This is a genomic window from Variovorax sp. AC103, assembly GCF_979254005.1.
On record NZ_CEEDFC010000016.1, the window covers coordinates 137,877 to 163,105 of the forward strand.

General features: G+C 68.3%; 26 protein-coding genes. 19 read left to right on the plus strand and 7 right to left on the minus strand.

Going from position 1 to position 25,229, the window contains the following annotated elements:
* Window positions 1-23: 23 nt before the first annotated feature.
* From fliL to fliF, 7 genes are all read right to left on the minus strand, one after another.
* Window positions 24-530, minus strand: coding sequence for a flagellar basal body-associated protein FliL (gene fliL / locus AC0IYU_RS22645; RefSeq protein WP_472121306.1), 507 nt, complete (start codon window positions 528-530; stop codon window positions 24-26).
* Window positions 531-664: 134 nt separating this feature from the next.
* Window positions 665-2,134: a flagellar hook-length control protein FliK gene (locus tag AC0IYU_RS22650; protein ID WP_472121308.1), complete on the minus strand. Its 1,470-nt coding sequence runs from the start codon at window positions 2,132-2,134 to the stop codon at window positions 665-667.
* A 16-nt stretch (window positions 2,135-2,150) separates the two neighbouring features.
* The gene (gene fliJ, locus AC0IYU_RS22655) at window positions 2,151-2,606 is read right to left on the minus strand and encodes a flagellar export protein FliJ (RefSeq protein WP_472121309.1); all 456 of its coding nucleotides are present in this window, start codon (window positions 2,604-2,606) and stop codon (window positions 2,151-2,153) included.
* Between the two features lie 50 nt (window positions 2,607-2,656).
* Complete coding sequence (gene fliI, locus AC0IYU_RS22660) at window positions 2,657-4,102, minus strand: flagellar protein export ATPase FliI (protein ID WP_472121372.1); 1,446 nt, start codon at window positions 4,100-4,102, stop codon at window positions 2,657-2,659.
* A gap of 23 nt (window positions 4,103-4,125) precedes the next feature.
* Window positions 4,126-4,986 (minus strand): flagellar assembly protein FliH, encoded by an 861-nt coding sequence (gene fliH, locus AC0IYU_RS22665; RefSeq protein WP_472121312.1) that lies wholly within the window; start codon window positions 4,984-4,986, stop codon window positions 4,126-4,128.
* A complete protein-coding gene (gene fliG, locus AC0IYU_RS22670; protein WP_435484658.1) occupies window positions 4,973-5,971 on the minus strand; it encodes a flagellar motor switch protein FliG in 999 nt (332 codons plus the stop codon). Before fliG ends, fliH begins: the two co-directional genes overlap by 14 nt.
* Entirely contained in the window at window positions 5,964-7,730 is a 1,767-nt protein-coding gene (fliF, locus tag AC0IYU_RS22675) for a flagellar basal-body MS-ring/collar protein FliF (protein WP_472121314.1), read from the minus strand. The genes fliG and fliF overlap by 8 nt, the downstream gene beginning before the upstream one ends.
* A gap of 293 nt (window positions 7,731-8,023) precedes the next feature.
* On the opposite strand from fliF, the gene fliE reads away from it, so the two are divergent.
* The 19 genes from fliE (at window position 8,024) to cheZ (ending at window position 25,197) form a co-directional block, all read left to right on the plus strand.
* Window positions 8,024-8,347 carry a flagellar hook-basal body complex protein FliE gene (gene fliE, locus AC0IYU_RS22680; protein WP_472121317.1) on the plus strand — a complete coding sequence of 108 codons (324 nt, stop codon included), beginning with the start codon at window positions 8,024-8,026 and terminating at the stop codon, window positions 8,345-8,347.
* Between the two features lie 176 nt (window positions 8,348-8,523).
* On the plus strand, window positions 8,524-10,182 hold the full coding sequence (locus tag AC0IYU_RS22685) for a flagellin N-terminal helical domain-containing protein (RefSeq protein WP_472121319.1): 1,659 nt from the start codon (window positions 8,524-8,526) through the stop codon (window positions 10,180-10,182).
* A gap of 173 nt (window positions 10,183-10,355) precedes the next feature.
* The gene (locus AC0IYU_RS22690; protein WP_472121321.1) at window positions 10,356-10,709 is read left to right on the plus strand and encodes a flagellar protein FlaG; all 354 of its coding nucleotides are present in this window, start codon (window positions 10,356-10,358) and stop codon (window positions 10,707-10,709) included.
* Window positions 10,710-10,760: 51 nt separating this feature from the next.
* The gene (gene fliD / locus AC0IYU_RS22695) at window positions 10,761-12,203 is read left to right on the plus strand and encodes a flagellar filament capping protein FliD (protein WP_472121323.1); all 1,443 of its coding nucleotides are present in this window, start codon (window positions 10,761-10,763) and stop codon (window positions 12,201-12,203) included.
* Window positions 12,204-12,233: 30 nt separating this feature from the next.
* Entirely contained in the window at window positions 12,234-12,653 is a 420-nt protein-coding gene (fliS, locus tag AC0IYU_RS22700; protein ID WP_472121325.1) for a flagellar export chaperone FliS, read from the plus strand.
* 42 nt (window positions 12,654-12,695) lie between these two features.
* A complete protein-coding gene (locus AC0IYU_RS22705) occupies window positions 12,696-13,028 on the plus strand; it encodes a flagellar protein FliT (protein ID WP_472121327.1) in 333 nt (110 codons plus the stop codon).
* A gap of 54 nt (window positions 13,029-13,082) precedes the next feature.
* Window positions 13,083-14,405: a flagellar hook-length control protein FliK gene (gene fliK, locus AC0IYU_RS22710; protein WP_472121329.1), complete on the plus strand. Its 1,323-nt coding sequence runs from the start codon at window positions 13,083-13,085 to the stop codon at window positions 14,403-14,405.
* The gene (locus AC0IYU_RS22715) at window positions 14,402-14,689 is read left to right on the plus strand and encodes an EscU/YscU/HrcU family type III secretion system export apparatus switch protein (RefSeq protein ID WP_435436199.1); all 288 of its coding nucleotides are present in this window, start codon (window positions 14,402-14,404) and stop codon (window positions 14,687-14,689) included. Before fliK ends, AC0IYU_RS22715 begins: the two co-directional genes overlap by 4 nt.
* A 356-nt stretch (window positions 14,690-15,045) precedes the next feature.
* Entirely contained in the window at window positions 15,046-15,408 is a 363-nt protein-coding gene (gene flhD / locus AC0IYU_RS22720) for a flagellar transcriptional regulator FlhD (RefSeq protein WP_435436200.1), read from the plus strand.
* The gene (gene flhC / locus AC0IYU_RS22725) at window positions 15,405-16,004 is read left to right on the plus strand and encodes a flagellar transcriptional regulator FlhC (RefSeq protein ID WP_435484649.1); all 600 of its coding nucleotides are present in this window, start codon (window positions 15,405-15,407) and stop codon (window positions 16,002-16,004) included. The genes flhD and flhC overlap by 4 nt, the downstream gene beginning before the upstream one ends.
* Window positions 16,005-16,081: 77 nt before the next feature.
* A complete protein-coding gene (gene motA, locus AC0IYU_RS22730) occupies window positions 16,082-16,942 on the plus strand; it encodes a flagellar motor stator protein MotA (protein ID WP_435436202.1) in 861 nt (286 codons plus the stop codon).
* 50 nt (window positions 16,943-16,992) lie between these two features.
* On the plus strand, window positions 16,993-17,892 hold the full coding sequence (gene motB / locus AC0IYU_RS22735; protein WP_472121331.1) for a flagellar motor protein MotB: 900 nt from the start codon (window positions 16,993-16,995) through the stop codon (window positions 17,890-17,892).
* Between the two features lie 56 nt (window positions 17,893-17,948).
* Window positions 17,949-20,054 (plus strand): chemotaxis protein CheA, encoded by a 2,106-nt coding sequence (cheA, locus tag AC0IYU_RS22740; RefSeq protein ID WP_472121333.1) that lies wholly within the window; start codon window positions 17,949-17,951, stop codon window positions 20,052-20,054.
* A gap of 26 nt (window positions 20,055-20,080) precedes the next feature.
* Window positions 20,081-21,400: an EAL and HDOD domain-containing protein gene (locus tag AC0IYU_RS22745; RefSeq protein ID WP_472121336.1), complete on the plus strand. Its 1,320-nt coding sequence runs from the start codon at window positions 20,081-20,083 to the stop codon at window positions 21,398-21,400.
* Between the two features lie 86 nt (window positions 21,401-21,486).
* Entirely contained in the window at window positions 21,487-22,353 is an 867-nt protein-coding gene (locus tag AC0IYU_RS22750) for a CheR family methyltransferase (protein ID WP_472121339.1), read from the plus strand.
* Window positions 22,350-23,036, plus strand: coding sequence for a chemoreceptor glutamine deamidase CheD (gene cheD / locus AC0IYU_RS22755; protein ID WP_472121340.1), 687 nt, complete (start codon window positions 22,350-22,352; stop codon window positions 23,034-23,036). Before AC0IYU_RS22750 ends, cheD begins: the two co-directional genes overlap by 4 nt.
* Window positions 23,033-24,127, plus strand: a complete 1,095-nt coding sequence (locus tag AC0IYU_RS22760) for a protein-glutamate methylesterase/protein-glutamine glutaminase (RefSeq protein WP_472121342.1) — start codon at window positions 23,033-23,035, stop codon at window positions 24,125-24,127. The genes cheD and AC0IYU_RS22760 overlap by 4 nt, the downstream gene beginning before the upstream one ends.
* Before the next feature lie 31 nt (window positions 24,128-24,158).
* Entirely contained in the window at window positions 24,159-24,554 is a 396-nt protein-coding gene (gene cheY, locus AC0IYU_RS22765) for a chemotaxis response regulator CheY (protein ID WP_172839779.1), read from the plus strand.
* Window position 24,555: 1 nt separating this feature from the next.
* Window positions 24,556-25,197, plus strand: coding sequence for a protein phosphatase CheZ (gene cheZ, locus AC0IYU_RS22770; protein ID WP_472121345.1), 642 nt, complete (start codon window positions 24,556-24,558; stop codon window positions 25,195-25,197).
* Window positions 25,198-25,229: the final 32 nt, after the last annotated feature.

Consider the following 25,229-nt stretch of genomic DNA (forward strand, 5'->3'; position numbering starts at 1 on the left):
GGTCGCTTGTCCGAAGAGGGGGGTCACTGCACCACGAAGGTGTTGAAGGACACGTTGGAGATGCCCAGCGGGGGCTGCCCGGCGGCCAGCGGCGTGTTCAGCGCGGTGCGGATCTCCTCCGCCAGCTTGGCCTTGCCCTCGGGCGTGACCAGCGTGTCGGGTGTGCGGTTGGACAGCAGCATCAGCAGGCGGCTGCGCAGTTCGGGCATGTACTCCACGATCTGCGCCTTGGTCTTTTCGTCGGGCACGCGCAGCGCCATGCCGATCTGCAGGAAGCGGCTGCGCCCTTCGGACTGCAGGTTGACCGTCAGCGGCTCGAGCATCAGGAAGATCGGCTTTTCCGGCGCGGCGGCCTTCGCCGGCTCCTCGGCCGCGGGCGCCGCGTTCATGAAGCGGGGAACGAAGGTGTACGCGGCGGCGGCGACGGCCGCGAGGCCGACGGCGATCACGAGCCCGATCACCAGCTTGGAAGAGCGGCGCGGGGCTGGTTGATTCGGGAGAGCGGTTGCTGCGGGAGTGGAGGTAGCCATGGTGATGCGGGGTTGCGGGTCCGGTCTATTCTTTGCGAAGTCCCTCGGCAACGAACGGTCGAACAAGCGCACAAAGGCGTTTCATATCCGTCATTGCGGGCGCCGGGCAGGCGCCGCCGAGGGGAGGGCGGGCGTCAGGCGAAGGTGTCGACCCCCGCGCTCGCGTGGGCGGCAGGCGCCGCGCGAGCGGCCGTCACGGGCGCGGCCGCCACGACGGCGGCGGCACGGCCGGCACCGGGGTAGCTGGCGGCCTGTTGCCGTGCGGCGGTCTGCTGCTGTTGTTGCTGCTGCGCGAACGCGGCGTCCTGGCCGCCGGCCTGGCGGGTGTCTGCGCCGACCGAGGCCTGGCCCAGGGTGATGCCCTGTTCCGACAGCGAGCTGCGCAGCTGCGGCAGCGCGGCCTCGACGGCCTTGCGCACGCTTTCATGGGCCGACACGAACAGGGCCTGCGCCTGGTTGTCGCCCAGCGACAGCGTGACCTTGAGCGGCCCGAGCCCGGCGGGGTTGAGGTTGAGCTCGGCCGTGTGGTGGCCGGTGGTGCTCATGCGCGCCAGCTGCTGGCCGAGGGCAGGGCCCCATTTGTCGCTGCCGACCTCGGGAGCGATGGTGTGCACCGCGGGGCGCGCGGCGGCGGTCTCGTCGCTGCGTCCGGCCGAGGCCGCGGTGGCGGCGGGCTGCTGCAGCGAGAAGGGCGCGACGCCCGCCTGGGTGTCGGCATCGGTGTCCGCGCCGGGGGCGTTGGTGGCGGCCGGCACGGCGGCTGCCGCGGCGGCGATGGCCGCCGTCGTGCCCTCGGGGGCCTTCGGTTGTGCGGCGCTTGCCAGCTGCTCGGCGGTGGTGGCGCTCACGGCGGTGCGCGGACCGGCGCGGCCGGCCGCGGTTGCGCCGGCGGCCGGACCTGCGGGGGTGGACGCGGGCTTTGCAGTGCCTGCACCCATGGCCTGTGCCGCGACGGCGGCGCGCACGATGTCCTGCAGCGAGGCGGTCGGCGCAGTGTCGGCGTCGCGCGGGGCGTTGGCTGTGCCGGCTGCCGCAGCGGGCTTGGTGGCGTCCTTGGCGGCGTCCTTGGCCGCCGCGTCGGCGTCGGCTTCGGGCGTGGCCTTGGCGTTCGCGGCCAGGGTGGCCGCATCCGACAGGGGCGCCTGGGCCTTGGCGAGCGGGTCGGCCGCGGCCGCGGCAGCGTCAGCGGGAATGTCCGCCGCCGCGGCGGCGCCCTGGGCCGCATCGAGCGCCTTGGCTGCGTCGGCCGCCTCGCCGGCACCCGCGCCCTTGGCCGCCGCGCGCCCCGCGAGGGTCAGTGCGTGCAGCGGCGTGTGGGCCGGCGCCAGGAAGGCGAGGTTCGGGTCGGCGGGCAGCGCGTCCTTGGTGTCTTCGTCGGCACCGGGCTTGCGCACCGGCTTGCGCTCTGCGGCCGTGGCGGTGGCGCCCGACGCATCGTCCGTGGTCCGGGCGCGCTGGTTGCCGTTGCTGGCGCGCGAGCGCTCCAGCGCGGCGCCGAAGCCCTGGCCCTGCGCTTCGTCCGCGCCGCGGTTGCGCGCGCCGGCCTGCGACACGGACTGGCTGGCGCCGTTGGGCGAGACGGGGGGCGAGATCATGGATGGCATGTCGGTTCCTGGGAATTCAAAGGGTCGGGTGCGAGGCGCGGTCGAAGAACTTGCGCGCCGCGCGTTCGTCGCTGTCGCGCTGCTCGCGCTTGTTCTCGGCCATCATTTCCTGGGCGCGCACGCGCTCGGCCAGGGTGTCGAAGGAGCTCAGGCGGCGCTTTTGCTGCTGCCAGTCGATGCGGCCGTTGTCCAGGCGGGTCTCGGTCTGCGTGGCGATGGCGCGCTGCTGCTCGATGGCGCCGTCCAGCGTGCCGAGGAAGTTGCGGTAGTTGCGCCACTGCGAGGAGGGCAGGCCGTCGCGCATCAGCGCGTCGAGCTGGTTGTGATAGTCCTGGCGGTACTGCAGCAGCAGCTCGAGTTTCTGGCTGGCGCTGAGGTGCGCGCTCTGCAGCGTGCCCAGGCGCCGCGCGGCGTCGTCGGTCTGCGTGTGGGCCAGGTCGATCAGCATGCCGAGGGGAAGCTTGCGGGTCATGGAAGTAGTCCTTGCGTGATGTCGGGTGTGCTTGGCGTGCGGCAGGCCGCTCAGGCGCGCCGCTCGGGCGTGAACAGGCCGTCCAGCTGCGCGATGGAGTCCTCGTAGCCGGTGCGCTCGTGCATCGACTGCTGCAGGAAGGACTCGATGCGCGGGTACATCGCGATGGCCTGGTCCAGCTGCAGGTCGTGGCCGGGGGCATAGGCGCCCACGCTGATCAGGTCGCGGTTGCGCTGGTAGCGCGAGAGCATCTGCTTGAAGCGGCGCACGCTGTCGAACTGCGTCTGCGGAATCAGCGCCGTCATGGCGCGGCTGATCGACGCCTCGATGTCGATGGCGGGGTAGTGCCCGGCTTCGGCCAGCGTGCGCGAGAGCACCACGTGCCCGTCCAGGATGGCGCGCGCCGAGTCGGCGATCGGGTCCTGCTGGTCGTCGCCCTCGGACAGCACCGTATAGAAGGCGGTGATGGAGCCGCCGCGGCCCTGCGCGTCGCGCGCGCCGTTGCCGGCGCGTTCCACCAGCGCGGGCAGCTTGGCGAACACCGACGGCGGATAGCCCTTGGTGGCCGGCGGCTCGCCCACGGCCAGCGCAATCTCGCGCTGCGCCATGGCGTAGCGGGTGAGCGAGTCCATGATGAGCAGCACGTCCTTGCCCAGGTCGCGGAAGTACTCGGCCAGGCAGGTGGCGTAGGCCGCGCCCTGCAGGCGCAGCAGCGGCGAGTTGTCGGCCGGCGCGGCCACCACCACGGCGCGGGCCAGGCCCTCTTCGCCCAGCGTGTTCTCGATGAAGTCCTTCACCTCGCGCCCGCGTTCGCCGATCAGGCCGACGACGATGACCTCTGCGCTGGTGTAGCGCGCCATCATGCCCAGCAGCACGCTCTTGCCCACGCCGGAGCCGGCGAACAGGCCCATGCGCTGGCCGCGGCCGACGGTGAGCATCCCGTTGATGGCGCGCACGCCCACGTCGAGCACCGAATCGATGGGCGCGCGGGTCAGCGGATTGACCGGCGGCGAACTCAGCGGCACCTTGCGCGCGAAGTCCAGCGGGCCCAGCCCGTCGAGCGGGCGGCCGGCCGCGTCGACCACGCGCCCGAGCATGCCTTCGCCCACGGGCAGGCGCTTGGTGTGGGCGTTGCCGCCGGCGCCGCCCATGCCGGGCTCCAGGGTGACCGGCCGCGCGAACACGCGCGCGCCCGGCACCAGGCCGGCCACTTCGGTCTGCGACATCAGGAACAGGCGGTCGCCCGCGAAGCCGACCACTTCGGCTTCGGCGTAGCGCTGCGCATTGCCCGGCGGCAGTTCGATCAGGCAGTCGCTGCCCACGGGCAGCTGCAGGCCCACCGCTTCGAGCACCAGCCCGACGGCGCGCGTGAGGCGCCCCGAGGCGGTGGTGGTGGTGCACTGGGCGACGCCCTCGCGCGCCTTGTCCAGCGCGGCGCGCACCTTGTGCAGATGGGAGTTGGCGTTCGCGGCGGCGATAGCGGTGGCGGTCTGCATCGTGGGGGTCTCGCGCATGGCGTTCAGGAGGGTTCGCCGCCGTCGGAGGCGTTCTCGCGCAGCACCGAGGCCACGCGCTTCCAGCGTGTCTCCAGCGTGCCGTCGAGTTCGCCGTTGGCGGACTGCACGCGGCAGCCGCCGCGCGCCAGGGTGTCGTCGCTGCGCACCAGCCAGCCGGCGGCCTCGATCTCGTGGCCCAGGCTGTTCTTCACCAGCGCCACGTCGTCCGGGTGCAGCAGCAGGCGCGGCTCGCCGCGCAGGGCGGGTTCGGTGTTCAGCAGGTCGCGCACCAGCGGCAGCACCCATTCGGGCTCGGCCTTCAGCGTGCGGTGCACCACCTGGCGCGCCACGTCGAGCGCGAGCGCAAGCACGGTGTCGGTCAGTTCGCCCTCGGCGCGGCGCAGTGCGTCGGGCAGCGACAGCGTGAGCGCGCGCAGGCGCTCGGCATGCGCGCTGGCGGCGGCCAGGCCGGCGGCCAGGCCTTCGGTGTGGCCGGCCTTGCGGCCTTCGGCGAGACCGTCGGCGCGGCCTTCGGCTTCGGCGGCGGTGCGCGCGTCCTTGCGGATGCGCGCCAGCTCGGCCAGGTCGACCCGGGGCGCCGGGGGCGCGGGCGGAGGAACCGGGGAGAGCGGCGCGGCGCTGCGGTTGCCGTTGCGGTTGAACTCGGCGGCGGCGGCGGCCTTGCGGCTCGCGGGCACCGAGGGCTTGCCGTCGAGCGTGCCCATCTCCCAGCGCTCCCAGGCGGAGAGCGCGGGCGGGGCCGGCCTGCCGGTCATGCCCGGCAGGGGACCCGCTGCGGCTTGCCGTGCAGCGGCGTGGATGGCGGCGAGCCGCTCGCTCGCGCCGGTGAATGCGCCCGGGGCGCCGCGGTCAGACGAAGTCATCGGTGCCAGGCGCCGAAATCACGATCTCGCCGGATTCCGCCAGGCGGCGGGCCACCTGCAGGATCGTCTTCTGTTCGGCCTCGACCTGCGACACGCGCACGGGGCCGCGCAGTTCCATGTCTTCTCGCAGGGTCTCGGCGGCGCGTTGCGACATGTTGTTGAGGAACTTGTCGCGCAGCTCCATCGGCGCGCCCTTGAGCGCGATGATGAGCGAGTCGCTCTCGATGTCCTTGAGCAGGCGCTGGATGCTGCGGTCTTCCAGGCCCAGCAGGTTCTCGAACACGAACATCTCGTCGACAATGCGCTGGGCCAGCGCCTCGTCGTGTTCGCGCACATGGGCGATGGCTTCTTCTTCCACCGCGGTGCTCATCAGGTTGACGATCTCGGCCGCGGTGCGCACGCCGCCCAGTCGGCTGCGGCGCAGGCCCTGGCCCGCGAGCATCTCGGTGAGCACGTCGGTCAGCTCGGTCAGCGCGGAGGGCTGCACGCCGCCGAAGGTGGCCACGCGCATGATCACGTCGTGGCGCAGGCGGGCGGGCAGCTTCTCCAGCACCTCGGAGGCCTTCATGCGGTCCAGGTGCACCACCAGCGTGGCCAGGATCTGCGGATGCTCGTCTCGGATGAGCTCGGCCACTTCGCCGGCTTCCAGCTCGTTGAGCCGCTCGATGCCGCCGTGCGGCTCGTCGGGCTGCAGGATGTCTTCCAGCAGGTTGCTGGCGCGGTCCTCGCCCAGCGCCTTCTTCAGCACGGCGCGGATGTAGCTGGTCGAGCCCAGGTGCAGTGCCGACAGCTGCTCGGTTTCCTGGCGGAACTCGGCCAGCACTTCGGCCAGCTCTTCCTTGGAGACCGAGCTCAGCTTGGACATCGCGAGACCCAGCGTCTGCACCTCGGAGGTGGGCAGCTGGTGCAGCGCGGCGGCGGCGCGGTCTTCGCCCAGCGCCATCAGCAGGATGGCGCCTTTTCGGGTTCCCAGTTCGTTACTCATGGGTGTTCATCCAGTGCTGGATCAGGGTGGCGACCAGCTTGGGGTCCTTGTCGGCGATCGCGTGCGCATAGTCCATGTCGGCTTTCTTGCGGTTGGCCTCGCGTTCGCGCAGGCTGTCTTCCGGCGAGGGCGTGGCGGCGTCCAGCGCGGCGCTCGGAATGATGAGATCGGCCGTCTCCTCGACCGGTGCGGGTGCCGGGGGCGGCGGCGCGTGGCGCCGCATGAGCGGACGCAGCACGGCGAGCCAGGCGAACAGGGCGATCAGTGCGTACAGCAGGTACTGGCCCAGCGTCTTGCCGATCTCGATGTTCTCGCGGTCGCGCCAGAACGGCACTTCGGGTGCGGGGCCGCTGTCGGCATCGCGGGCGAAGGCGCTGTTCACCACGTTGAGCGAGTCGCCCCGCTCCTGGCTGAAGCCCATGGCTTCCTTGGCCAGGTTGCGGATCTGCTCCACCTCGGCCGGCGTCAGCGCGCGGCTGGTGGTCTTGCCGGCCGTGTCCACGCTGTCGCGGTTGTTCACCACCACGGCCACCGACAGGCGCTTCACGCCGCCGGCGGATTGCTGCACGTGGCGGATGGTGCGGTCGAGCTCGTAGTTGGTGGTGGTGTCCTTGCGCGTGCTACTCGGGCCGGTGGCGGCGGCCGCGGTGGAGGTGGTCGCGGCCGTGGCGCCATTCGCACCCGGTGCGCCAGGCGCACCCGGCGTTCCGGGCGGCGGCGTGCCCGGCGCATTCGGTGCGCGCGGGCCGACGATCGGCGCGGTCGGGTTCACCGGCGGCTGGTTCGACAGCGCGCCCGGCACGCCGCCCGGCGGTCCGCTGCCGTGCTGCGCCGACTCGCTGCTCTGCTGGCTGCGCATGGCGGCCTGCGACGGGTCCTGGTTGGGCTTGTACTTCTCGTCGGTGTGCTCGACCACCGAGAAGTCGATGTCGGCCGCCACCTGGGCGCGCACGTTGCTCGCGCCCACCAGCGGCTGCAGGATGGCTTCGATGCGGCGGATGTAGCCCTGCTCGATTTCCTGCGCGTACTTGATCTGGCTCACGTCCAGCCCGCGGTCGGTGCCGCGCGCGGAAGACAGCAGGTTGCCGCGCTGATCGACCACGGTGACGCTCTTGGCGTCCAGGTCGGGCACGCTGCTGGACACCATGTGCACGATGGCGCTGACCTGGCCTTCGTCGATGCTGCGCCCGCGCATGAGCGTGAGCACCACCGAGGCCGAGGGCTTCTTCTGGTCGCGCACGAACAGCGAGGGCTTGGGCAGCGCCAGGTGCACCCGGGCCGCCTCGATGGTGCCGATCGACTCGATGGAACGCGCCAGCTCGCCTTCCAGCCCGCGCTGGTAGTTGACCTGTTCTGCGAACTGGCTGGTGCCGAACTTCTGGTTGTCCATCAGCTCGAAGCCCACGCCGCCGGCCTTGGGCAGCCCCTGCGCGGCGAGCTTCAGGCGCGTTTCCGCCACCTTGTCGCCCGCGATCAGGATCGCGCCGCCGCCTTCGGCGAACTTGTAGGGCACGTTCATCTGCTGGAGCGACGCGATGATCGCGCCGCCGTCGCGGTCCGACACGTTGGTGTAGAGCACCTTGTAGTCGGGCGCGCGGCTCCACAGCATGAACGCGGCGGCCGCGGCCACGAGGGCCGCGCCGCCCACGATCAACGGCAGCTTGGGCTGGGCGCGCATGCGCTCCAGGAAGGGGGGGAGGCCGTTGCCGGAACCCGTCCCGGCAGTGGGCAGGTCGCCCGTGGGCACGGCTGTGCTCATGCGTGCACCTTGGTGGCGCCGGGGTGGCCGCTACGGTCCTGTGCCATGTTTGGAGAGAGATTTCGGTGTTGAGAGTTCATTCCGGAGTGCCGGTGAAGTCGTCCACGGCATGTTCGTTTCGCGACGATTGTCAACAGTGCATGGGAATTCGAATGCCCGAACAGCCGGGGTTTTCGCCCTCAGTTGCGCGCTTGAATCGGGGTCTTCCCTTGATACGCTGCAGGCCAGCCGGAGGACCTTGCGTCCTCCTTGTCAAGTCACGCAGAAGTGTTCACACAGGAAGAAGAGATCCCATGTCGATCAGCGCCATCGAATCCGTCTTGCAGCAGATGCGCGTCACCGCGCTCAACACCGGCATCGGCCCGTCCTCGGGCGCGGCCGCCCCCGCGGAGGCCGGCGGCTTCGCTGCCGAGCTGAAGCGCTCGCTCGCCAACATCAGCGGCGCGCAGCAAAGCGCCTACGCCCAGGCCGAGTCGTTCGAACTGGGCAAGCCCGGCGTGGCGCTCAACGACGTGATGGTCGACCTGCAGAAGGCCAACGTGGCGTTCCAGACCGGTCTGCAGGTGCGCAACCGCCTGGTCACCGCCTATCAGGAAGTGATGAACCTGCAGGCCTGAGGGCTGGGTTGGGTGACTCGCGGGCCCCTGTGCAACTTTTTTGTGCGCGGCCCTAAAGGTTTGAAGGCACTCGCCGATAACTAAATCAACGATGGCTTGAGTCTCACAGCGGAAGCGGGTCCAGCGTTACGGCCGATGGCCGGAGTCACACAACCTTTGTCAATCAGGAGTCCAACATGACGCAAGTCATCAACACCAACAGCCTCTCGCTGGTCACGCAGAACAACCTCAACAAGTCGCAGTCGGCGTTGAACAGCGCCATCGAGCGCCTGTCTTCGGGCATGCGCATCAACAGCGCCAAGGATGACGCTGCCGGCCAAGCCATTGCCAACCGTTTCACGGCCAACATCAAGGGCCTGACGCAAGCAACGCGCAACGCCAACGACGGCATCTCGATCGCTCAAACGACCGAAGGCGCGCTGACGGAAGTCAACAACAACCTGCAACGCATCCGCGAACTGTCGGTGCAAGCCGCCACGGGCACGAACTCGTCCACCGACCTGGACTCGATCCAGTCGGAAATCGGCCAACGCCTGGACGAAATCAACCGCGTGTCGGAACAAACCCAGTTCAACGGCGTGAAGGTTCTGTCGGCTGACGCTGGCAAGCTGACCGTTCAAGTCGGCGCGAACGATGGCGAAACCATCGACATCGACCTGCAAGAAATCAGCGCCAAGACCCTGGGTCTGGACGGTTTCAACGTCAACAACACCGGTTCGAAGAACAAGGCTGCCGGCGCGTCCGACCTCCTGATCGCCGGCTTCGCCGCAGGCACGACCACCAACGGCGTCACGCCTTACACCCGCACGCTGACCACCGCCGCCAACGGCGCCACGGCCAACGACGTGCTGGCCAAGATGCAAAACGGCGGCACGGTCACCTCGACCGGCGGCGCAACGTACACCTACAGCGCCGCGACCAAGAGCTACACCGCTTCGGAAGCCGCACGCAGCCAGGCCAACACGCTCGCATCCCTGACCCCGCCGGCTGGCACCAGCGTGACCGCCACGGTCAAGCTCGGCACCCACTCGATGGACGTCAAGATCGACAGCAACGGCACCATGACCGACGCTGCCGACGGCTCGGCCCTGTACCTCGACGCTTCGAAGAACCTGACCAAGACGGGCGCTGGCGCGACCACCGGCGCCACGCTGGCGGCAGTGCTCGAGCAAGCCACCGGCATGTCCGCTGCTGGCGACTCGATCACCATCGGCGCAACCGGCGCTTCGTACACGGTGGTGACGGCAGCAGCCGGCGCCAGCACCTTCGCGGTTGCCGGCGAGAAGGCTTCGGCCGACCAAGTGGCTGCCAAGATCAACGGCGGCGCTGGTTCCATCGACATCGACGGCGCAGGTGCGACGACGGCCTACGCAGTGGCAGCAGCCGGCGGCGCCGTGACCGGTGCCTACATCGGTGTGAGCGGCCTGACGACGACCGCCGCTGAATCGATCAACCTGAACGCCAACGGCGTGGTGACCGACGCGCAAGGCAGCACGGTGTACGCCGACTCGGCCAAGGCCGGCAAGCTGACGACCAACGCAGTGAGCGATGCCAAGGCAACCGTCGATCCGCTGAAGGCACTCGACGCCGCCCTGTCGAAGGTCGACAAGCTGCGCTCCTCGCTGGGTGCGGTGCAGAACCGTTTCGACTCGGTGATCGCCAACCTGGGCACCACGGTGACCAACCTGTCCTCGTCGCGTTCGCGCATCGAAGACGCCGACTACGCCGTGGAAGTGTCGAACATGACCCGCGCGCAGATCCTGCAACAAGCCGGCACCTCGGTGCTGTCGCAAGCCAACCAGACCACGCAAGGCGTGCTGTCGCTCCTGCGTTGATCGATCAAGGCTAGTTAGAAGCAAAGAAACGCCGGACCCCTCCCGAAAGGGTGGGGTCCGGCCGGTGCAGGTACCCGGACGCAAGCCGGGAGCGCCTGCGCTGTCCTCTGCGGCCATGCCCGAAGGCGAGGCCGCAGAGCACAGCGAATACAGCAAAGAACAAGGTGGAAAAGATGTCGAACCCCGTGCCCGCAAATCCCGTGAAGGACAGTCCCTGGACGCAGATGCTCCTGGGCGGCGCCACGGGCATGAGCCTGCGCGGTACGCCGTCGGGTGCCAAGGCCGACGCCAAGGAGGAGGCGACGCCGGTGCAGGTCGAGCAGGCGGTTCACCAGGTGAACACGGCGCTCGCGCTGCGCGAGGTCGGCCTGCAGTTCGAGGTCGACAAGGACACCGACAAGCTCATCGTCAAGGTCATCGATCGCGCCAGCGGGGAAGTCATTCGCCAGATTCCGAACGAGGAAGTCGTGCGCATCGCCAAGCTCGTGAGCGACGGCAAGGGCCTGCTGGTGGACCACGCGGCCTGAGGCCGCATCCGAATCTTCATCTGCAAACGCAGCAATCAGGAAAAAATTCAAATGGCAACGATCAGCAGCCTGGGCGTAGGCGCCAACCTCGACCTCGCCTCCTTGCTCACGCAACTCCAGACCGCCGAGAGCCAGCCGCTCGTGGCGCTGCAGGCAAAAGCCAAGAGCTACACCAGCAAGCTGTCCGCCTACGGCACGATCCAGAGCGCGCTCAGCACGCTGCAGACCGCCGCCAAGAAGCTGGGTGACCCGACGCTGTTCCAGAGCGTGACCGGCACGCCCACGGTCAGCGGCATCCTGTCCGCATCGGCCACGGACGTGAGCGCGGCCGGGAACTACACCATCGACGTGACGCAGCTCGCCCAGGCGCAGACGGTCATCGCCGCGGGCCAGGCCGACACCAAGACGCCCATCGGCAACGGCAAGATCACCATCGACTTCGGCCAGGTCACGGGCGGCACGCTCAACGCCGCCACCGGCCAGTACTCCGGCGCCACGTTCACCGCGGACGCGAGCCAGCCCGCCAAGTCGATCACCATCGACCCCACCAACAACACGCTGGAAGGCATTCGCAACGCCATCAACGGCGCCAACGCCGGCGTGACGGCCAGCATCGTGAACGACGGCAGCGGCACGCCCAACCGACTGGTGCTGACGTCTTCCACGACCGGCGAGAAGTCGAGCATGCGCATCTCGGTGGCCGGCGACGCGCCGCTGCAGAACCTGCTGAACAACGACCCGGCCGGCACGCAGAACCTGAAGCAGACGACGGTGGCGCAGAACGCCAAGCTCAACGTGAACGGCATCGACGTCACCAGCTCCACCAACACCGTCAAGGAAGCCATCCAGGGCGCCACGATCACGCTGGTGAACACCGGCAAGACGGGCCTGTCGATGAAGGAGAACACGGCGGGCGTGAAGTCGGCGATCACCGATTTCGTGAATGCCTACAACACCCTGCAGAGCACGGCCAAGACGCTGACCTCGTACGACGCCGACACCAACACGGCGGCCGCCCTGGTCGGCGACAGCACGCTGCGCAACCTGCAGACGCGCATCCGCCAGGCGCTCACCACGCCGCAGGACGGCGGCACCAACGACATGAAGGTGCTCACCGAGATCGGCGTGGCCTTCCAGAAGGACGGCACGATCGCCATCGACGCCACCAAGCTCGACAAGGCCCTGGCCGGCAACCTCAAGGGCGTGGCGAACCTCTTCTCCAGCGCGACCGGCAGCACCGGTGGCTACGGCAAGCAGATCGACGCGCTGGTGACCGACCTGAACACCGGCGCCCTGAAGGTCGCCAGCGACGGCGTGACCTCCACCATCAAGGAGCTCGACACCCAGTACGACGCCATGCAGACGCGCGTGGACTCGACGGTTGCCCGCTACAAGGCCCAGTTCACCCAGCTGGACGTGCTGATCAACAGCATGAACAACACGAAGAACTATCTCACGCAGCAGTTCGACGCGATGTCGAGCAGCAGCAAGTAAGACAGACAACGAAGACCTGGAGCCGCAGCGATGTACACCCCTCACAACCTCCGCACCGGCGCCGGCGCCTATGCGCGCGTCGGCGTGGAAACCAGCGTGATGAGCGCGTCGCCGCACCAGCTCATCGTCATGCTGTTCGACGGCGCCAAGACCGCCATCGGCATGGCGAGGCACCACATGGCGGCCGGGGAGATCGAGGCCAAGGGCCAGGCGATCTCCAAGGCCATCGGCATCGTGGACAACGGCCTGAAGGCCGGACTCGATGCGCAGGCAGCCGGCGAGGCCGGTGCCGCACTCGTGAGCAACCTGTCCGCGCTGTACGACTACGTCGTGCGGCGGCTGTTCCAGGCCAACCTGCACAACGACGTGCAGGCGCTGGACGAAGCAGGGCAGCTGCTCGAAAACGTCGCTTCCGCCTGGCGGGAGATCGACGACCGGAACCGCGGCTGAGACGCGGCCGTAACTACAAGACAACAGGGATAGGTGAAAAAGATGGCAGTCCGGAGTGAGGTCGTTCATTGCTATGAGGAGCTTGCAGCCAGCGTCGCGCAGATGCTGGTGCTGGCACGGTCCAAGGAATGGGGCAAGCTGCCCGAGCTTGAGACCCGCTGCTCGGCGCTGGTCGAGCGCCTGCGCGCCATCGAGCCGCTGGAAATGCTGGACGCGATACAGATCGAGCGCGTGCTCGGCCTGCTCGACCGCATCCGCACGGACCAGGCCGAAGTCTCCGGCTTGATCAAGCCGCAGCTCGACGACCTGATCGACCGCATGGGTCATCTCCACAAGCAGAAGAGCCTCGGGCGCGCCTACGGGCAGACGCACTGAGCCTGGCTGTATTCGCCTGAGCCCGCCTGAACCCCCACCCGAGATGCCACGCCCATGACTGGACTTGCCGGACTGATCGACGCACTGCTGGCCGCACGGCTCGCACCGCGCCTCGACGTGCTGGGCATCAAGGGCGAGACGACCATCGGCGCGCCGGGCCCGGCCGTGGGCGTCGGCAAGGTCGACAACGATGTGCGGCTGCCTTCCAATGCCGCGCTCGACCGGCAGATACCGGGTGCGCTGACCGGCGGCGCGGTGCATGCCGGCGGTGGTGCGCCGTCGTCGGTGGCCACGCGGCTGTCGGTGGCGGCACGCGTCATCGGCGCGGTGCTGGCCGACCTGCAGGCGCAGCCGGGGCCGGTGCGCGGCGCGGCGCCGCTGCTGGCATCGGGCCAGCAACCCGCCAGCGCCGCGGCACTGGCCGGCGCGCTGGCGCGCACGGTGTCGGACAGCGGGCTCTTCTACGAAGCGCACCTGGCGGAGTTCGCCACCGGCACCCGCACGCTGGCGCAGATGGCGCGCGAGCCTCAGGCGCGTTGGGCGGGGCCGTTGGTTGCGCGCCCCGACACGGCCGCCGCCCCGGTGAATGCGGCAGCGACGGCAACGGCGACCGCGACCGCGACCGCGACCGCGACCGCGGCGGATGCCGTCGACGTGCTGCTGCCGGCCGGTGCACCGCAGGCTGCTTCCGCCGTGGCGCAAGGTGAGCTGCCGCGCGCCGCCGCACCCAGCCCGCACACACCAGCGACTGTGCCTTCGACCCATGCCGCGGCACAGCCCGGCGCGGCGCAGGCGCCGGACCCTGCGGCATCGGCCGTGTCGGTCGATGCCTTGCGCCTGCAGGCGGCCTACGGCCAGAGCGATGGCGCACCGGCCCGCACGGCCCTGGACGGCGACATGCCCGCGCACCGCGCCGGCGAGATCGCGCGTTCGTCGGAGAGCGCCGCCGTGGCGCAAGCCGCGCGCGGCACCGAAGTCATTCATCCGCAGGCGGTCACGCTCGTGCACCAGCAGCTCGACCTGCTTGCCAGCGCCGCCTTCCGCTGGAGCGGCCAGGCCTGGCCCGACGTGCCGATGCGCTGGTCCATCGAGCAGGAACAGGACAGGCACGATGCCCGCGAAGGCGCGGATTCGGCACCGGAGGCCGAGCGCCGCTGGTCGACCACGGTGTCGCTGTCGCTGCCGCGCCTGGGCGAAGTCGACCTGCGGCTGAGCCTCGCGGGCGCGGCGGTGCAGGCGCACCTGACGGCGCGCGAAGCCAACACCACCGAGCGGCTGCGCGGCGACGCGGGCCAGCTCGCGAAACGCTTCGAGGCCGCGGGCCTCCAGCTGCAGCAGTTGCAGGTCACGGAAAAAGCCATGGCGGAGGCCGCATGAGCACGGCCCTGAACGACGCCATGGAGAACCGGCCCAGCGCGATCGCGCTGTCGTACGCCGACAAGACCAAGGCACCCGTCGTCGTGGCCAAGGGCTACGGCGTGGCGGCCGAATCGATCATGCGCGAGGCGCGCGCGCACGGCCTGTACGTGCACTCGTCGGCAGACCTCGTGAAGCTCTTGATGCAGGTCGACCTCGACCAGCACGTCCCGCCCGAGTTGTACCTGGCGGTGGCCGAGGTCATGGCGTGGATCTACGGCCTGGAAGGCCGTGAACAGAATTAGCCGGGTGCGATCAATGCAAAGTCATGGACATTCCGATGAACGGAATCTGAATAGCAAATTCAGCAGTTCATTCAATGGCCGAATGCCCATAGTCTTTATTAATTCGCAAACTGAAATGAATAAATTATTCCCGAAAACGTCTGTTTGTAACCACTGGTTGCATGTTTTGGGTTACCCAGTTTCCGACGCCGGCGAACCGCTCTCAAAGGGAGAGCGCGGAGGCCTTGTCGGACGATTCCTACTTTTTTTGTCGCCATCTCTTACAAAGTACTTCAAAGTGTAAAACTTTGTGTATAGAATGTATACACGGTCAATTAGAACCTTTGGTGGACTGAGGAACGGAAATGGAACAAGAGATGGAAAACGGTAATTTCAATGCAGGCGGCGTGATTTCCAAGGAAATCGGCGAAATAAACCTGGCTTATATGCTGCTCGCGCAGAAACTGGTCAAGCAGGACAGGGCGGAAGCCATGTTCCGGCTGGGCGTGGGGCGCGAGCTCGCCGATCTGCTGGCGAACATGTCGCTCAGCCAGATCGTGAAGCTGGCGGCTTCCAACTTCCTGCTGTGCAGCTTCAGGCTGGACGACCGCCCGATGTTCGCGGTGGTGGGAGAAGGCAAGGAGCCCGCATTGCAGCAGGCTCACATGTCGATCCTGATGGCGGCGCGCCAGATCCAGGCCCAGGGCCAGATGCGCGACGCGGGCGTGGCGGCTGCATGACCACCCGCAAGAGCGTCCTTGGCGAGGTCCGTGAAGTCCAGCTCGCCGTCGAGCTGATCGGACTCGGCGCGCGCCTGCAGTTTCTCGAAGCGGCGGTGTCGCTGAGCCGGGAACGACTGATCCGCCTGTACAAGGAACTCAAGGGCGTTTCGCCGCCCAAGGGCCTGCTGCCGTTCTCGACCGACTGGTACATGACCTGGCTGGCCAACATTCATTCGTCGATGTTCTACAACATCTACCGCTTCATGCTGGACGAGGCGGACGAGAACGAACTGCCCGCGCTCATCAAGGCCTACCGGCTCTATGTGGAGCAGGTGTCCTCCCAGGGCGGCGAGGTCGTGCTCGACTTCACACGCGCCGAGACGATGGTGCGCTTCTTCGACAGCGACATGCTGCAACTGAGCCCCTGCAGCCGGTGCGGCGGCCACTTCGTGGCGCATGCGCACGATCACAAGAACGGATACGTGTGTGTCCTGTGCCGTCCGCCTTCGCGCGCGGGCAAGGCACGCAAGCCCAAGCTCGCCGAAGTGCGGCTGAGCGGATTCGGTGGGTTGGTGGCCGCAGGGCCAGCGTTGGACCTCGGCGGCGCAAGCTAGAAAAAGTACCCCCGCGCCCGTCTTGCGGACGTTCGGGGATTGAATGAATTGACGCCTCAGGGCGATAGGGGTAGCCCGTGCTGGTTCTGGTTGGATACATCGTGGTGATCGGTTGCGTGTTCGGGGGCTACGCCCTCATGGGCGGGCACTTCGGCGTCCTGTTCCAGCCGATCGAGCTGCTCATGATCGGCGGCTCCGCGCTGGGCGCGTTCATCGCGGGCAACAACGGCAAGACCATCAAGGCGACCATCAAGGAGCTGCCGCTCCTGCTGCGCAGCTCCAAGCACAACCGCCAGCTCTACATGGACCTGATGGCGCTCCTGTACGAGCTGCTCGCCAAGGCCCGCAAGGAAGGGATGATGAAGCTGGAGTCCGACGTGGAGAACCCGGCGCAGAGCGAGATCTTCTCGCGCTACCCGAACATCCTGGGGCACGAGGGCATCACCGTGTTCCTGAGCGACTACCTGCGCCTGGTCATCAGCGGCAACACAGACGCCCACGAGATCGAGGCCCTGATGGACCACGAGATCGAGACCATCCGCCACGAGGCCATGGTGCCCGGCCACAGCCTGGCCCGCGTGGGCGACGCGCTGCCGGCGCTGGGCATCGTCGCGGCCGTGATGGGCGTGGTGCACGCGCTGGCCTCGGCCAACCTGCCGCCTTCCGAGATGGGTGCGCTGATCGCCCACGCCATGGTCGGCACCTTCCTGGGCGTGCTGCTGGCCTACGGCTTCGTGTCGCCGCTGGCCTCGCTGATCGAGCAGAAGGTGGAAGAGAGCATGAAGATCTACCAGTGCGCCAAGGTCACGCTGCTGGCCAACCTCAATGGCTACGCGCCGCAGCTGGCCGTGGAGTTCGGCCGCAAGGTGCTGTTCTCGACCGAACGCCCGTCCTTCTCCGAACTGGATGACCACGTTCGCGAAGTCAAGGCGCGCTGACGCGCCGCCCGACCCGATACCCCTGCAATCGAGCGAACGACAGAGCCACCATGAGCGAAGGCAAGCCAAGGATCATCATCAAGCACGTGCACAAGGCGCACGGCGGCGGCCACCATGGCGGTGGCTGGAAGATCGCGTATGCCGACTTCATGACGGCCATGATGGCGTTCTTCCTGGTGATGTGGCTGCTGTCCATCTCCAGCCCGAAGCAGCGTGACGGCATTGCCGAGCACTTCCGCATGCCGCTGCGCGTGGCGATGAACGGCGGCGACAAGGCCAGCCTGAGCTCCAGCATGATCTCCGGCGGCGGCGCCGACCCGATGCATGTCGAGGGCGAGGTCAGGAACACCGAGACCACGAGCGAGGACGAGGCCGACGCCAGCCGCCTGGCCGAGATGAAGCAGCAACTCGAAGAGCTCATCGCCAAGAGCCCGGTGTTCCAGCAGTTCCGCTCGCAGATCCTGATCGACATCACCACCGAAGGCCTGCGCCTGCAGATCGTGGACACCGAGAACCGCCCGATGTTCGAACTGGCCAGCGCCCGCGTGGTGCCGCACATGCGCGCCATTCTTCGCGAGCTGGCACCTGCGCTGAACCTGCTGCCCAACAAGATCACGCTGTCGGGCCACACCGACGCCATCGTCTACACCAACGACCGCTCGTACGGCAACTGGGAGCTGTCGGCCGACCGCGCCAACGCCTCGCGCCGCGAGCTGGTCATCGGCGGCATGACCGAGGGCAAGGTGCTGCGCGTGATCGGCCTCGCCGACAGCATGCACCTGGACATGGCCGACCCGCGCAGCCCCATCAACCGGCGCATCAGCATCATCCTGCTCAACCGCCGTACGCAGGAACGCATCGAGCACGAGAACAGCACCGAACCCGTGGGCACGCGCGTGGGCAACGTGCCCGGCGCACCCGCTCCCAAGGCGACGCCCGCGTCGCCATGACAACGACAAGAAATCACATGCGGCAGGCGTGAGAGCGCAGGCCCGGAGCACAAGAGATGGACCTCAGTCAATTCACCCAGGCATTCTTCGTCGAAGCGATCGAGCTTCTCGCGGAGATGGAGCAACTGCTCCTGGCGCTCGATGTCGAGTCGCCGGATAGCGAACAGCTCAACGCCATCTTCCGCGCGGCGCACTCCATCAAGGGAGGCGCCGCGACGTTCGGTTTCACAGCCCTGACCAACACCACGCACGTGCTCGAGACGCTGCTGGACCGCGCCCGCCACGGGCAACTGGTCCTGAGCGCTTCGATGATCGATGCCTTTCTGGAAACGAAGGACGCCTTGCAAGAACAACTCACCGCCTACCAGGCCGGCAAGGAGCCGGAACCCGACATGGTCGCGCACATCTGCGGCGTGCTCCAGCAGCTCGCCCAGGAAAACGGCGGCGACGGCAGCGCGGCGCCCAAGCCGCTGGCCGCGCGCACGCCGGTGCCGGCGCCCGCACCGGCGCCAGCGCCCGTTGCCGCCGCGCCCGCGCCCGTGGACGCCGCAGCAGCGGCGGGAGACGGGGTGCTGCGCATCCGCTTCGCCCGCCTGTCCGACAGCGAATGCGAGCTGCTGGCCGGCGAGCTGGCCAACCTGGGCACCGTGCGCTCGCGCACGCGCAGCAGCGACCAGCTGACCATCCTGCTGGAGACCACCTGCGACCCGGACGACATCGTGGCGGTGTGCTGCTTCGTCATCGACGAGTCGCAGATCGACATCACGCGCGAAACCGGCGACGCGCCCGAGGTTGCGCAGGCCGTGGCCGCCGTCGAGGCGCCCGCCGCCGTGGCGCAGCCCGCGCCCGAACCCGAGCCTGAACCCGAACCGCTGCTGGTCGCCGAGGCGCCCGTGAAGCAGGCCGCCGCCGCGGCCCCCGCGGCAGCCGGCGCCAAGGAGTCCAGCTCCATCCGCGTGGACGTCGAGAAGGTCGACCAGCTCATCAACCTCGTGGGCGAACTCGTCATCACCCAGTCGATGCTCACGCAGGCCGCCACCATGCTCGACCCCGTGGCCTACGAACGCTTCCTGAGCGGCCTGGGCCACCTGGAGCGCAATGCGCGCGACCTGCAGGAGTCGGTCATGTCCATCCGCATGATGCCGATGGACTATGTGTTCAGCCGCTTCCCGCGCGTGATCCGCGACGTCAGCGCCAAGCTGGGCAAGCAGGTGCGCCTGGACACCTACGGCAAGGAAACCGAGCTCGACAAGGGGCTCATCGAGCGCATCGTCGATCCGCTCACGCACCTGGTGCGCAACAGCCTGGACCACGGCATCGAGACGCCCGAAGTTCGCCTGGCCAAGGGCAAGGACGCCACCGGCCAGCTGCTGCTGTCGGCGCAGCACCACGGCGGCAACATCGTGATCGAGGTGAGCGACGACGGCGCCGGCCTCAACCGCGAACGCATCCTCGCCAAGGCCCTGCAGCAGGGCATGGCGGTCAGCGAGACCATGCCCGACGAGGAGGTGTGGCAACTGATCTTCGCGCCCGGCTTCTCCACCGCAGAGCAGATCACCGACATCTCCGGGCGCGGCGTGGGCATGGACGTGGTCAAGCGCAACATCCAGGAAATGGGCGGGCATGTGGAGATCCACTCGCGCGGCGGGCAGGGCACCACCACGCGCATCATCCTGCCGCTCACGCTGGCCATCCTGAACGGCATGTCGGTCAAGGTGGGGTCCGAGGCCTACATTCTTCCGCTGAGCTACGTCATCGAGTCGCTGCAGCCGCTGCCCGAGCACCTGCATTCGATCACCGCCGACGGCCATGTGATCCGGGTGCGCGGCGAGTACCTGCCGCTCATCGAGCTGCACCGCGTGTTCGACGTGAGCGGCGCGCAGACCCAGCCCACGCAGGGCATCCTGGTGATCGTGCAGGCCGACGACAACCGCTTCGCGCTGATGGTGGACGAGCTGCTCGGCCAGCACCAGGTGGTGGTGAAGAACCTGGAGACCAATTACCGCAAGGTGCCGGGCATCTCGGCCGCCACCATCCTGGGCGACGGCAGCGTGGCTTTCATCATCGACGTGGGCGCCATGCCGCGCATCCAGCGCGCGCAGGCCGCGAGCGCGGTCGCGCTGGCGGGGGCTGCCCGGAGGACCGACGCCATCGCCCTGTGACGCCCACACAAGACGGAGACAGCTGAATGCGTTTCGATTTCTTCCGACGTTCCGGTTCCGGGGACACCAACGGCAACGCCGCCTCGGGTGCCGCGCTGGTGTCCAGCGAGCCCGGTGCCAACGGCCACGTGGCCTATGAAATGCTGCTCGATGCACAACGCCGCGTCATCGGCTACCGCATGGCGTGGCGCGCGCCGGGCGACGAGCCCGGCTCGCGCACGGCGTCGCCGGCCGCTGGCGTCAAGGCGCTGATGGACACGCTCGCCGTGCACCTCAACCCCGAGAACAGGGGCTGGCTGCTGGGACCGCAGGTGCTGTTCGTCGACGTGGCCGTCGACGCGCTGTTCCAGAGCGAGCTGCAGTCGCTGCCGGCGAACAACGTGGTGCTGTGCATGGGGCCGGACGACCTGCTGGACGCCGACATGCGCTCCATCCTGATGTTCCTGCGCGAGCAGGGCTTCGGCTTCATGCTGTGCGGCGCGCAGTCCTTGCCCGAAGATCCCGAGCTGCGCGCCATCGTCACCCACTTCGAGGTGGACGCCACCGACGTGGCGACCGTGTCGCGCATGCGCCAGGAAATGCTGCTCGGCCATCCGCCGGTGGAGCTCATCGCCGCGCGCGTGAAGAACTGGAACGAGTACGAGGCCTGCATCGCGCGCCGCGTGAACGTGTTCATCGACGGCACCTTCGGCAACCCGCCGGTGCGCGAGGCCGAGGACGCGCTGCAGCCCGAGTCGCTGCTCATCGTGCAGCTGATGCAGATGATCCAGCGCAACGAGGACGTGCGCACCATCGAGGCCTCGCTCAAGCACGACGCCGCGCTGACCTACCGGCTGCTGCGCTACATCAACTCGCCGTCGGTCGGCGTGGCGGTGGAGATCCATTCGCTGCGCCACGCGGTGACGATGCTGGGCTACTCGCCGCTGTACCGCTGGCTGTCGCTGCTGCTGGCCACCAGCAACAAGGCGGGCTCGCCCTTCATGATGAAGAAGGCCATTCTGCGCGGGCGTTTCGTCGAGCTCATGGGCCAGGGCATGCTGCCGCCCGGCGAGTCCGACAACCTGTTCGTGGCCGGCATGTTCTCGCTGCTCGACCAGTTGCTGGGGGTGTCGATGGAAGGCGTGTTGCGCAAGGTGCAGCTCACCGAGGCGGTGCAGCAGGCCATTCTGTCGCGCGGCGGGCTCTATGGTCCCTTCGTGGCGCTGGCAGAGGCCTGCGAGCTGGACAACGGCGAGGCCTCGCGCCTGTCCGAAGCGCTGTTCGTGAGCGCCTCGCAGGTCAACGCGGCGCAGCTGTCGGCCCTGGTGTGGTCGCAGGACGCGGGTCCTGCCGCGTCGGGGCCGTGAAATGACCGTGACCGTGATGGCGCCCACGCCCCGGAAAGTACAGGGCTTTGGTGCGTCTGATCGGCGCATTGGAAACGGCGGCTGCTATGTACATTGAAAGCCACATTTCCAAGGCTGCCGTGAACTCCGAGTTTCTTTTTACCGACAGCGATTTCTCGCGGATCCGCACGCTCATCCATCGCCGCGCCGGCATCGCCCTGGGCGAGCAGAAGCGCCAGATGGTGTACAGCCGCCTCTCGCGGCGGCTGCGCGAGCTGCAGGTGCCCGAGTTCGCCACCTACCTCGACTGGCTGGAAGAGCGCCAGGACGGGGACGAGTGGCAGGTGTTCATCAACTCGCTCACCACCAACCTCACCTCGTTCTTTCGCGAGGCGCATCACTTTCCGACGCTGGCCGACCACGTGCGCCGCGCGCAGCAGCCGGTCACGGTGTGGTGCGCCGCGGCATCGACCGGGGAGGAGCCCTATTCGCTGGCCATCACGCTGATGGAGGCGCTGGGCGACAAGGCGGCCTCCGCGCGCATCATCGCCACCGACATCGACACCGCGGTGCTGGCCAAGGCCGCGACCGGCGTGTTCACCACCGAGCAGGTGCGCGCCCTGGCGCCGGAGCGGCTGCGCCGCTTCTTCAACAAGGGCACGGGCGCGAATGCCGGCAAGGTGCGCGTGCGCCCCGAAGTTGCGGCGCTGGTGAAGTTCTCGCGGCTCAACCTGCTCGACAGTTCGTGGTCGGTGAAGGAGCCGGTCGACGCGATCTTCTGCCGCAACGTGATGATCTATTTCGACAAGCCCACGCAGAAGAAGGTGCTCGACCGCTTCGCGCCGCTGCTCAAGCCGGGCGGCCTGCTGTTCGCCGGGCATTCGGAGAATGCGTCGCTGGTCAACCCGGCGTTCCGCCCGCTGGGGCAGACCGTGTACGAGCTGGCGCGCGCGCGCACCCCGGGCCTGCCATGAGTGCCACCCATGTGGGCGCGCCGGGAGCGGTGGCGACCCATCACTACTTCGACCGCGACGTCGGCCTGATGGCCGTGAAGCTGCTGCCGTCGGAGTACTACGTGACCTCGAGCGACACCGTGCTGAGCACCGTGCTCGGTTCGTGCGTGGCCGCCTGCCTGCACGACCGCGAAGCGGGCGTGGCGGGCATGAACCATTTCATGCTGCCCGACGAGGGCGAGGCGGGTCCCGGGGCCCCCAGGCGCCACGCCACCGAATCGATGCGCTACGGCGCCTACGCCATGGACGTGCTCATCCGCGAGCTGGTGCGCGTGGGCGCGCGGCGCGACCGGCTGCAGGCCAAGGTGTTCGGCGGCGGCGCCGTGCTGGCCAACATGACGACGCTGAACATCGGCGACCGCAATGCGGATTTCGTGCTGCGCTACCTGCGCGACGAACGCATCGAGATCGCCGCGCAGGACCTGCGCGGACCGCATGCGCGCCGCGTGTGCTTCCTGCCCTCGACCGGCAAGGCCATCGTGCGCAAGCTGCGCGCGCAGACGGAGGTTCAGCAAGTACAGAGCGTGGAAGGCGAATTGCTGCGCGGGCTCACCGGCCTGCGCACCGCGCCCGATCTGCAACGAACGGCCCCCCTGCCGGTCGCCCGTGTGGCGCCGGCGGCCGCAATCAAAGGAAACCGGTGAGCGTCAAGAAAATCAAGGTGCTGTGCGTCGACGACTCGGCACTGATCCGCAGCGTGATGACCGAGATCATCAACAGCCAGAGCGACATGACCGTGGTCGGCACCGCAGCCGATCCGCTGGTGGCGCGCGACCTCATCAAGGTCACCAACCCCGACGTGCTCACGCTCGACGTGGAAATGCCGCGCATGGACGGACTGGAGTTTCTCGAGAAGCTCATGCGCCTGCGCCCCATGCCCGTGGTGATGGTGTCGTCGCTGACCGAGCGCGGCTCTGAAATCGCGCTGCGTGCGCTCGAGCTGGGCGCCATCGACTTCGTCACCAAGCCGCGCCTGGGCGTGCGCGACGGGCTGCTCAACTACACCGAACTCATTGCCGGCAAGATCCGTACGGCCGCGAGTGCGCGGCTGCTGCCGAGCCGGCACGCCACCGCGCGCCCGGGCCATGGCGCAGGTGCCGACGCGCCGCAGGAATCGCTGTTGCGCAGCCCGCTGCTGAGCACCGAGAAACTCATCATCATCGGTGCGTCCACCGGCGGCACCGAGGCCATTCGCGAAGTGCTGCAGCCGCTGCCGCCGGATTCGCCCGCGGTGATGATCGCGCAGCACATGCCGGCCGGCTTCACGCGTTCGTTCGCGCAGCGCCTGGACGGCCTGTCCCGCATCAACGTGAAGGAAGCCGAGCACGGCGAGCGCGTGCTGCCGGGCCATGCCTACATTGCGCCGGGCGGCTTCCACCTGTCGCTGGCGCGCAGCGGTGCCAACTACGTGGCGCACCTCGACCAGGAGCCGCCGGTGAACCGTCACCGCCCGTCCATCGACGTGCTGTTCGACTCCGCGGCCAAGCATGCCGGCAAGAACGCCATCGGGATCATCCTGACCGGCATGGGCAAGGACGGTGCCGAGGGCCTGCTGCGCATGAAGCGCGCCGGCGCCCACACGCTGGCCCAGGACGAAGCGAGCTGCGTGGTCTTCGGCATGCCGCGCGAAGCCATCGCGCTGGGCGCGGTGGACGAGGTGTCCCCCCTGAGTGAAGTGAGCCGCCGTGTTCTGGCGCATCTGCGCACGTTCGGTGAACGTGCGAACCGAGTTTGAAAAAAGACCTGTTGGAGTTGGAAATATCGTGATCGACAAGAGCATCAAAATCCTGGTTGTGGACGACTTCCCGACCATGCGCCGCATCGTGCGCAACCTGCTGAAGGAGCTGGAGTTCCTCAACGTCGACGAGGCCGAGGACGGCGCGGCCGGCATCGAGAAACTGCGCGGGGGCAACTTCGGCTTCGTGGTGTCGGACTGGAACATGCCGAACATGGACGGCCTGACCATGCTGCAGACCATCCGCGCCGACCCCGAGCTGAAGAAGCTGCCGGTGCTGATGGTGACGGCCGAGGCCAAGAAGGAAAACATCGTGGCGGCCGCGCAGGCGGGTGCCAACGGCTACGTGGTGAAGCCCTTCACCGCCGCCACGCTGGAAGAAAAGATCACCAAGATCTTCGAAAAACTTGCCAAGGAAGCGGCGTGACATGAGCCAGATCGCGACGGAGGCTGCGGACTCCACCAACACCGCCGAACAACTGCTGGGCCGCATCGGCCAGCTGACGCGCCAGCTGCGCGAGGGCCTGCGCGAGCTGGGCCTCGACAAGGAGGTCGCCAAGGCCGCCCAGGCGATTCCGGACGCGCGCGACCGCCTGAGCTACGTGGCCGAGACCACCGAGCGCGCGGCGCACCGGGCGCTCAACGCCATCGATGTGGCGCAGCCGCTGCAGGAAGCGCTGGCCGCCGACGCCAAGGGCCTGAGCCAGCGCTGGGACAAGTGGTTCGAGAACCCGATCGAGCTCGACCATGCGCGCGAACTGGTGCTGGACACGCGCGGCTACCTCAACCAGGTGCCGCAGCGCGCGAGCGAGATCAACTCGCAGCTGATGGAAATCCTCATGGCGCAGGACTTCCAGGATCTGACCGGCCAGGTCATCAAGAAGATGATGGAAGTGGTCAACGACGTGGAGACGCAGCTGCTCCAGGTGCTCATCGACAACTCGCCCCCCGAGAAGCGCGTCGAGGCCGCGCACAGCCTGCAGAACGGCCCCCAGGTGAAGCCGGGCAACCCCGACGCGGTGACCGACCAGGCACAGGTCGACGACCTGCTGGAGAGCCTGGGCTTCTGACGCCCCGAAGCGCCCGGCCAGCCGCGGCCGGG

Excerpts from the sequence above, each read along its gene's own strand:
- fliL (WP_472121306.1), bottom strand. The coding sequence starts at position 530 with ATGGCTACCTCCACTCCCGCAGCAACCGCTCTCCCGAATCAACCAGCC.
- AC0IYU_RS22650 (WP_472121308.1), bottom strand. The coding sequence starts at position 2,134 with ATGCCATCCATGATCTCGCCCCCCGTCTCGCCCAACGGCGCCAGCCAG.
- fliJ (WP_472121309.1), bottom strand. The coding sequence starts at position 2,606 with ATGACCCGCAAGCTTCCCCTCGGCATGCTGATCGACCTGGCCCACACG.
- fliI (WP_472121372.1), bottom strand. The coding sequence starts at position 4,102 with ATGCAGACCGCCACCGCTATCGCCGCCGCGAACGCCAACTCCCATCTG.
- fliH (WP_472121312.1), bottom strand. The coding sequence starts at position 4,986 with ATGACTTCGTCTGACCGCGGCGCCCCGGGCGCATTCACCGGCGCGAGC.
- fliG (WP_435484658.1), bottom strand. The coding sequence starts at position 5,971 with ATGAGTAACGAACTGGGAACCCGAAAAGGCGCCATCCTGCTGATGGCG.
- fliF (WP_472121314.1), bottom strand. The coding sequence starts at position 7,730 with ATGAGCACAGCCGTGCCCACGGGCGACCTGCCCACTGCCGGGACGGGT.
- fliE (WP_472121317.1), top strand. The coding sequence starts at position 8,024 with ATGTCGATCAGCGCCATCGAATCCGTCTTGCAGCAGATGCGCGTCACC.
- AC0IYU_RS22685 (WP_472121319.1), top strand. The coding sequence starts at position 8,524 with ATGACGCAAGTCATCAACACCAACAGCCTCTCGCTGGTCACGCAGAAC.
- AC0IYU_RS22690 (WP_472121321.1), top strand. The coding sequence starts at position 10,356 with ATGTCGAACCCCGTGCCCGCAAATCCCGTGAAGGACAGTCCCTGGACG.
- fliD (WP_472121323.1), top strand. The coding sequence starts at position 10,761 with ATGGCAACGATCAGCAGCCTGGGCGTAGGCGCCAACCTCGACCTCGCC.
- fliS (WP_472121325.1), top strand. The coding sequence starts at position 12,234 with ATGTACACCCCTCACAACCTCCGCACCGGCGCCGGCGCCTATGCGCGC.
- AC0IYU_RS22705 (WP_472121327.1), top strand. The coding sequence starts at position 12,696 with ATGGCAGTCCGGAGTGAGGTCGTTCATTGCTATGAGGAGCTTGCAGCC.
- fliK (WP_472121329.1), top strand. The coding sequence starts at position 13,083 with ATGACTGGACTTGCCGGACTGATCGACGCACTGCTGGCCGCACGGCTC.
- AC0IYU_RS22715 (WP_435436199.1), top strand. The coding sequence starts at position 14,402 with ATGAGCACGGCCCTGAACGACGCCATGGAGAACCGGCCCAGCGCGATC.
- flhD (WP_435436200.1), top strand. The coding sequence starts at position 15,046 with ATGGAAAACGGTAATTTCAATGCAGGCGGCGTGATTTCCAAGGAAATC.
- flhC (WP_435484649.1), top strand. The coding sequence starts at position 15,405 with ATGACCACCCGCAAGAGCGTCCTTGGCGAGGTCCGTGAAGTCCAGCTC.
- motB (WP_472121331.1), top strand. The coding sequence starts at position 16,993 with ATGAGCGAAGGCAAGCCAAGGATCATCATCAAGCACGTGCACAAGGCG.
- cheA (WP_472121333.1), top strand. The coding sequence starts at position 17,949 with ATGGACCTCAGTCAATTCACCCAGGCATTCTTCGTCGAAGCGATCGAG.
- AC0IYU_RS22745 (WP_472121336.1), top strand. The coding sequence starts at position 20,081 with ATGCGTTTCGATTTCTTCCGACGTTCCGGTTCCGGGGACACCAACGGC.
- AC0IYU_RS22750 (WP_472121339.1), top strand. The coding sequence starts at position 21,487 with ATGTACATTGAAAGCCACATTTCCAAGGCTGCCGTGAACTCCGAGTTT.
- cheD (WP_472121340.1), top strand. The coding sequence starts at position 22,350 with ATGAGTGCCACCCATGTGGGCGCGCCGGGAGCGGTGGCGACCCATCAC.
- cheZ (WP_472121345.1), top strand. The coding sequence starts at position 24,556 with ATGAGCCAGATCGCGACGGAGGCTGCGGACTCCACCAACACCGCCGAA.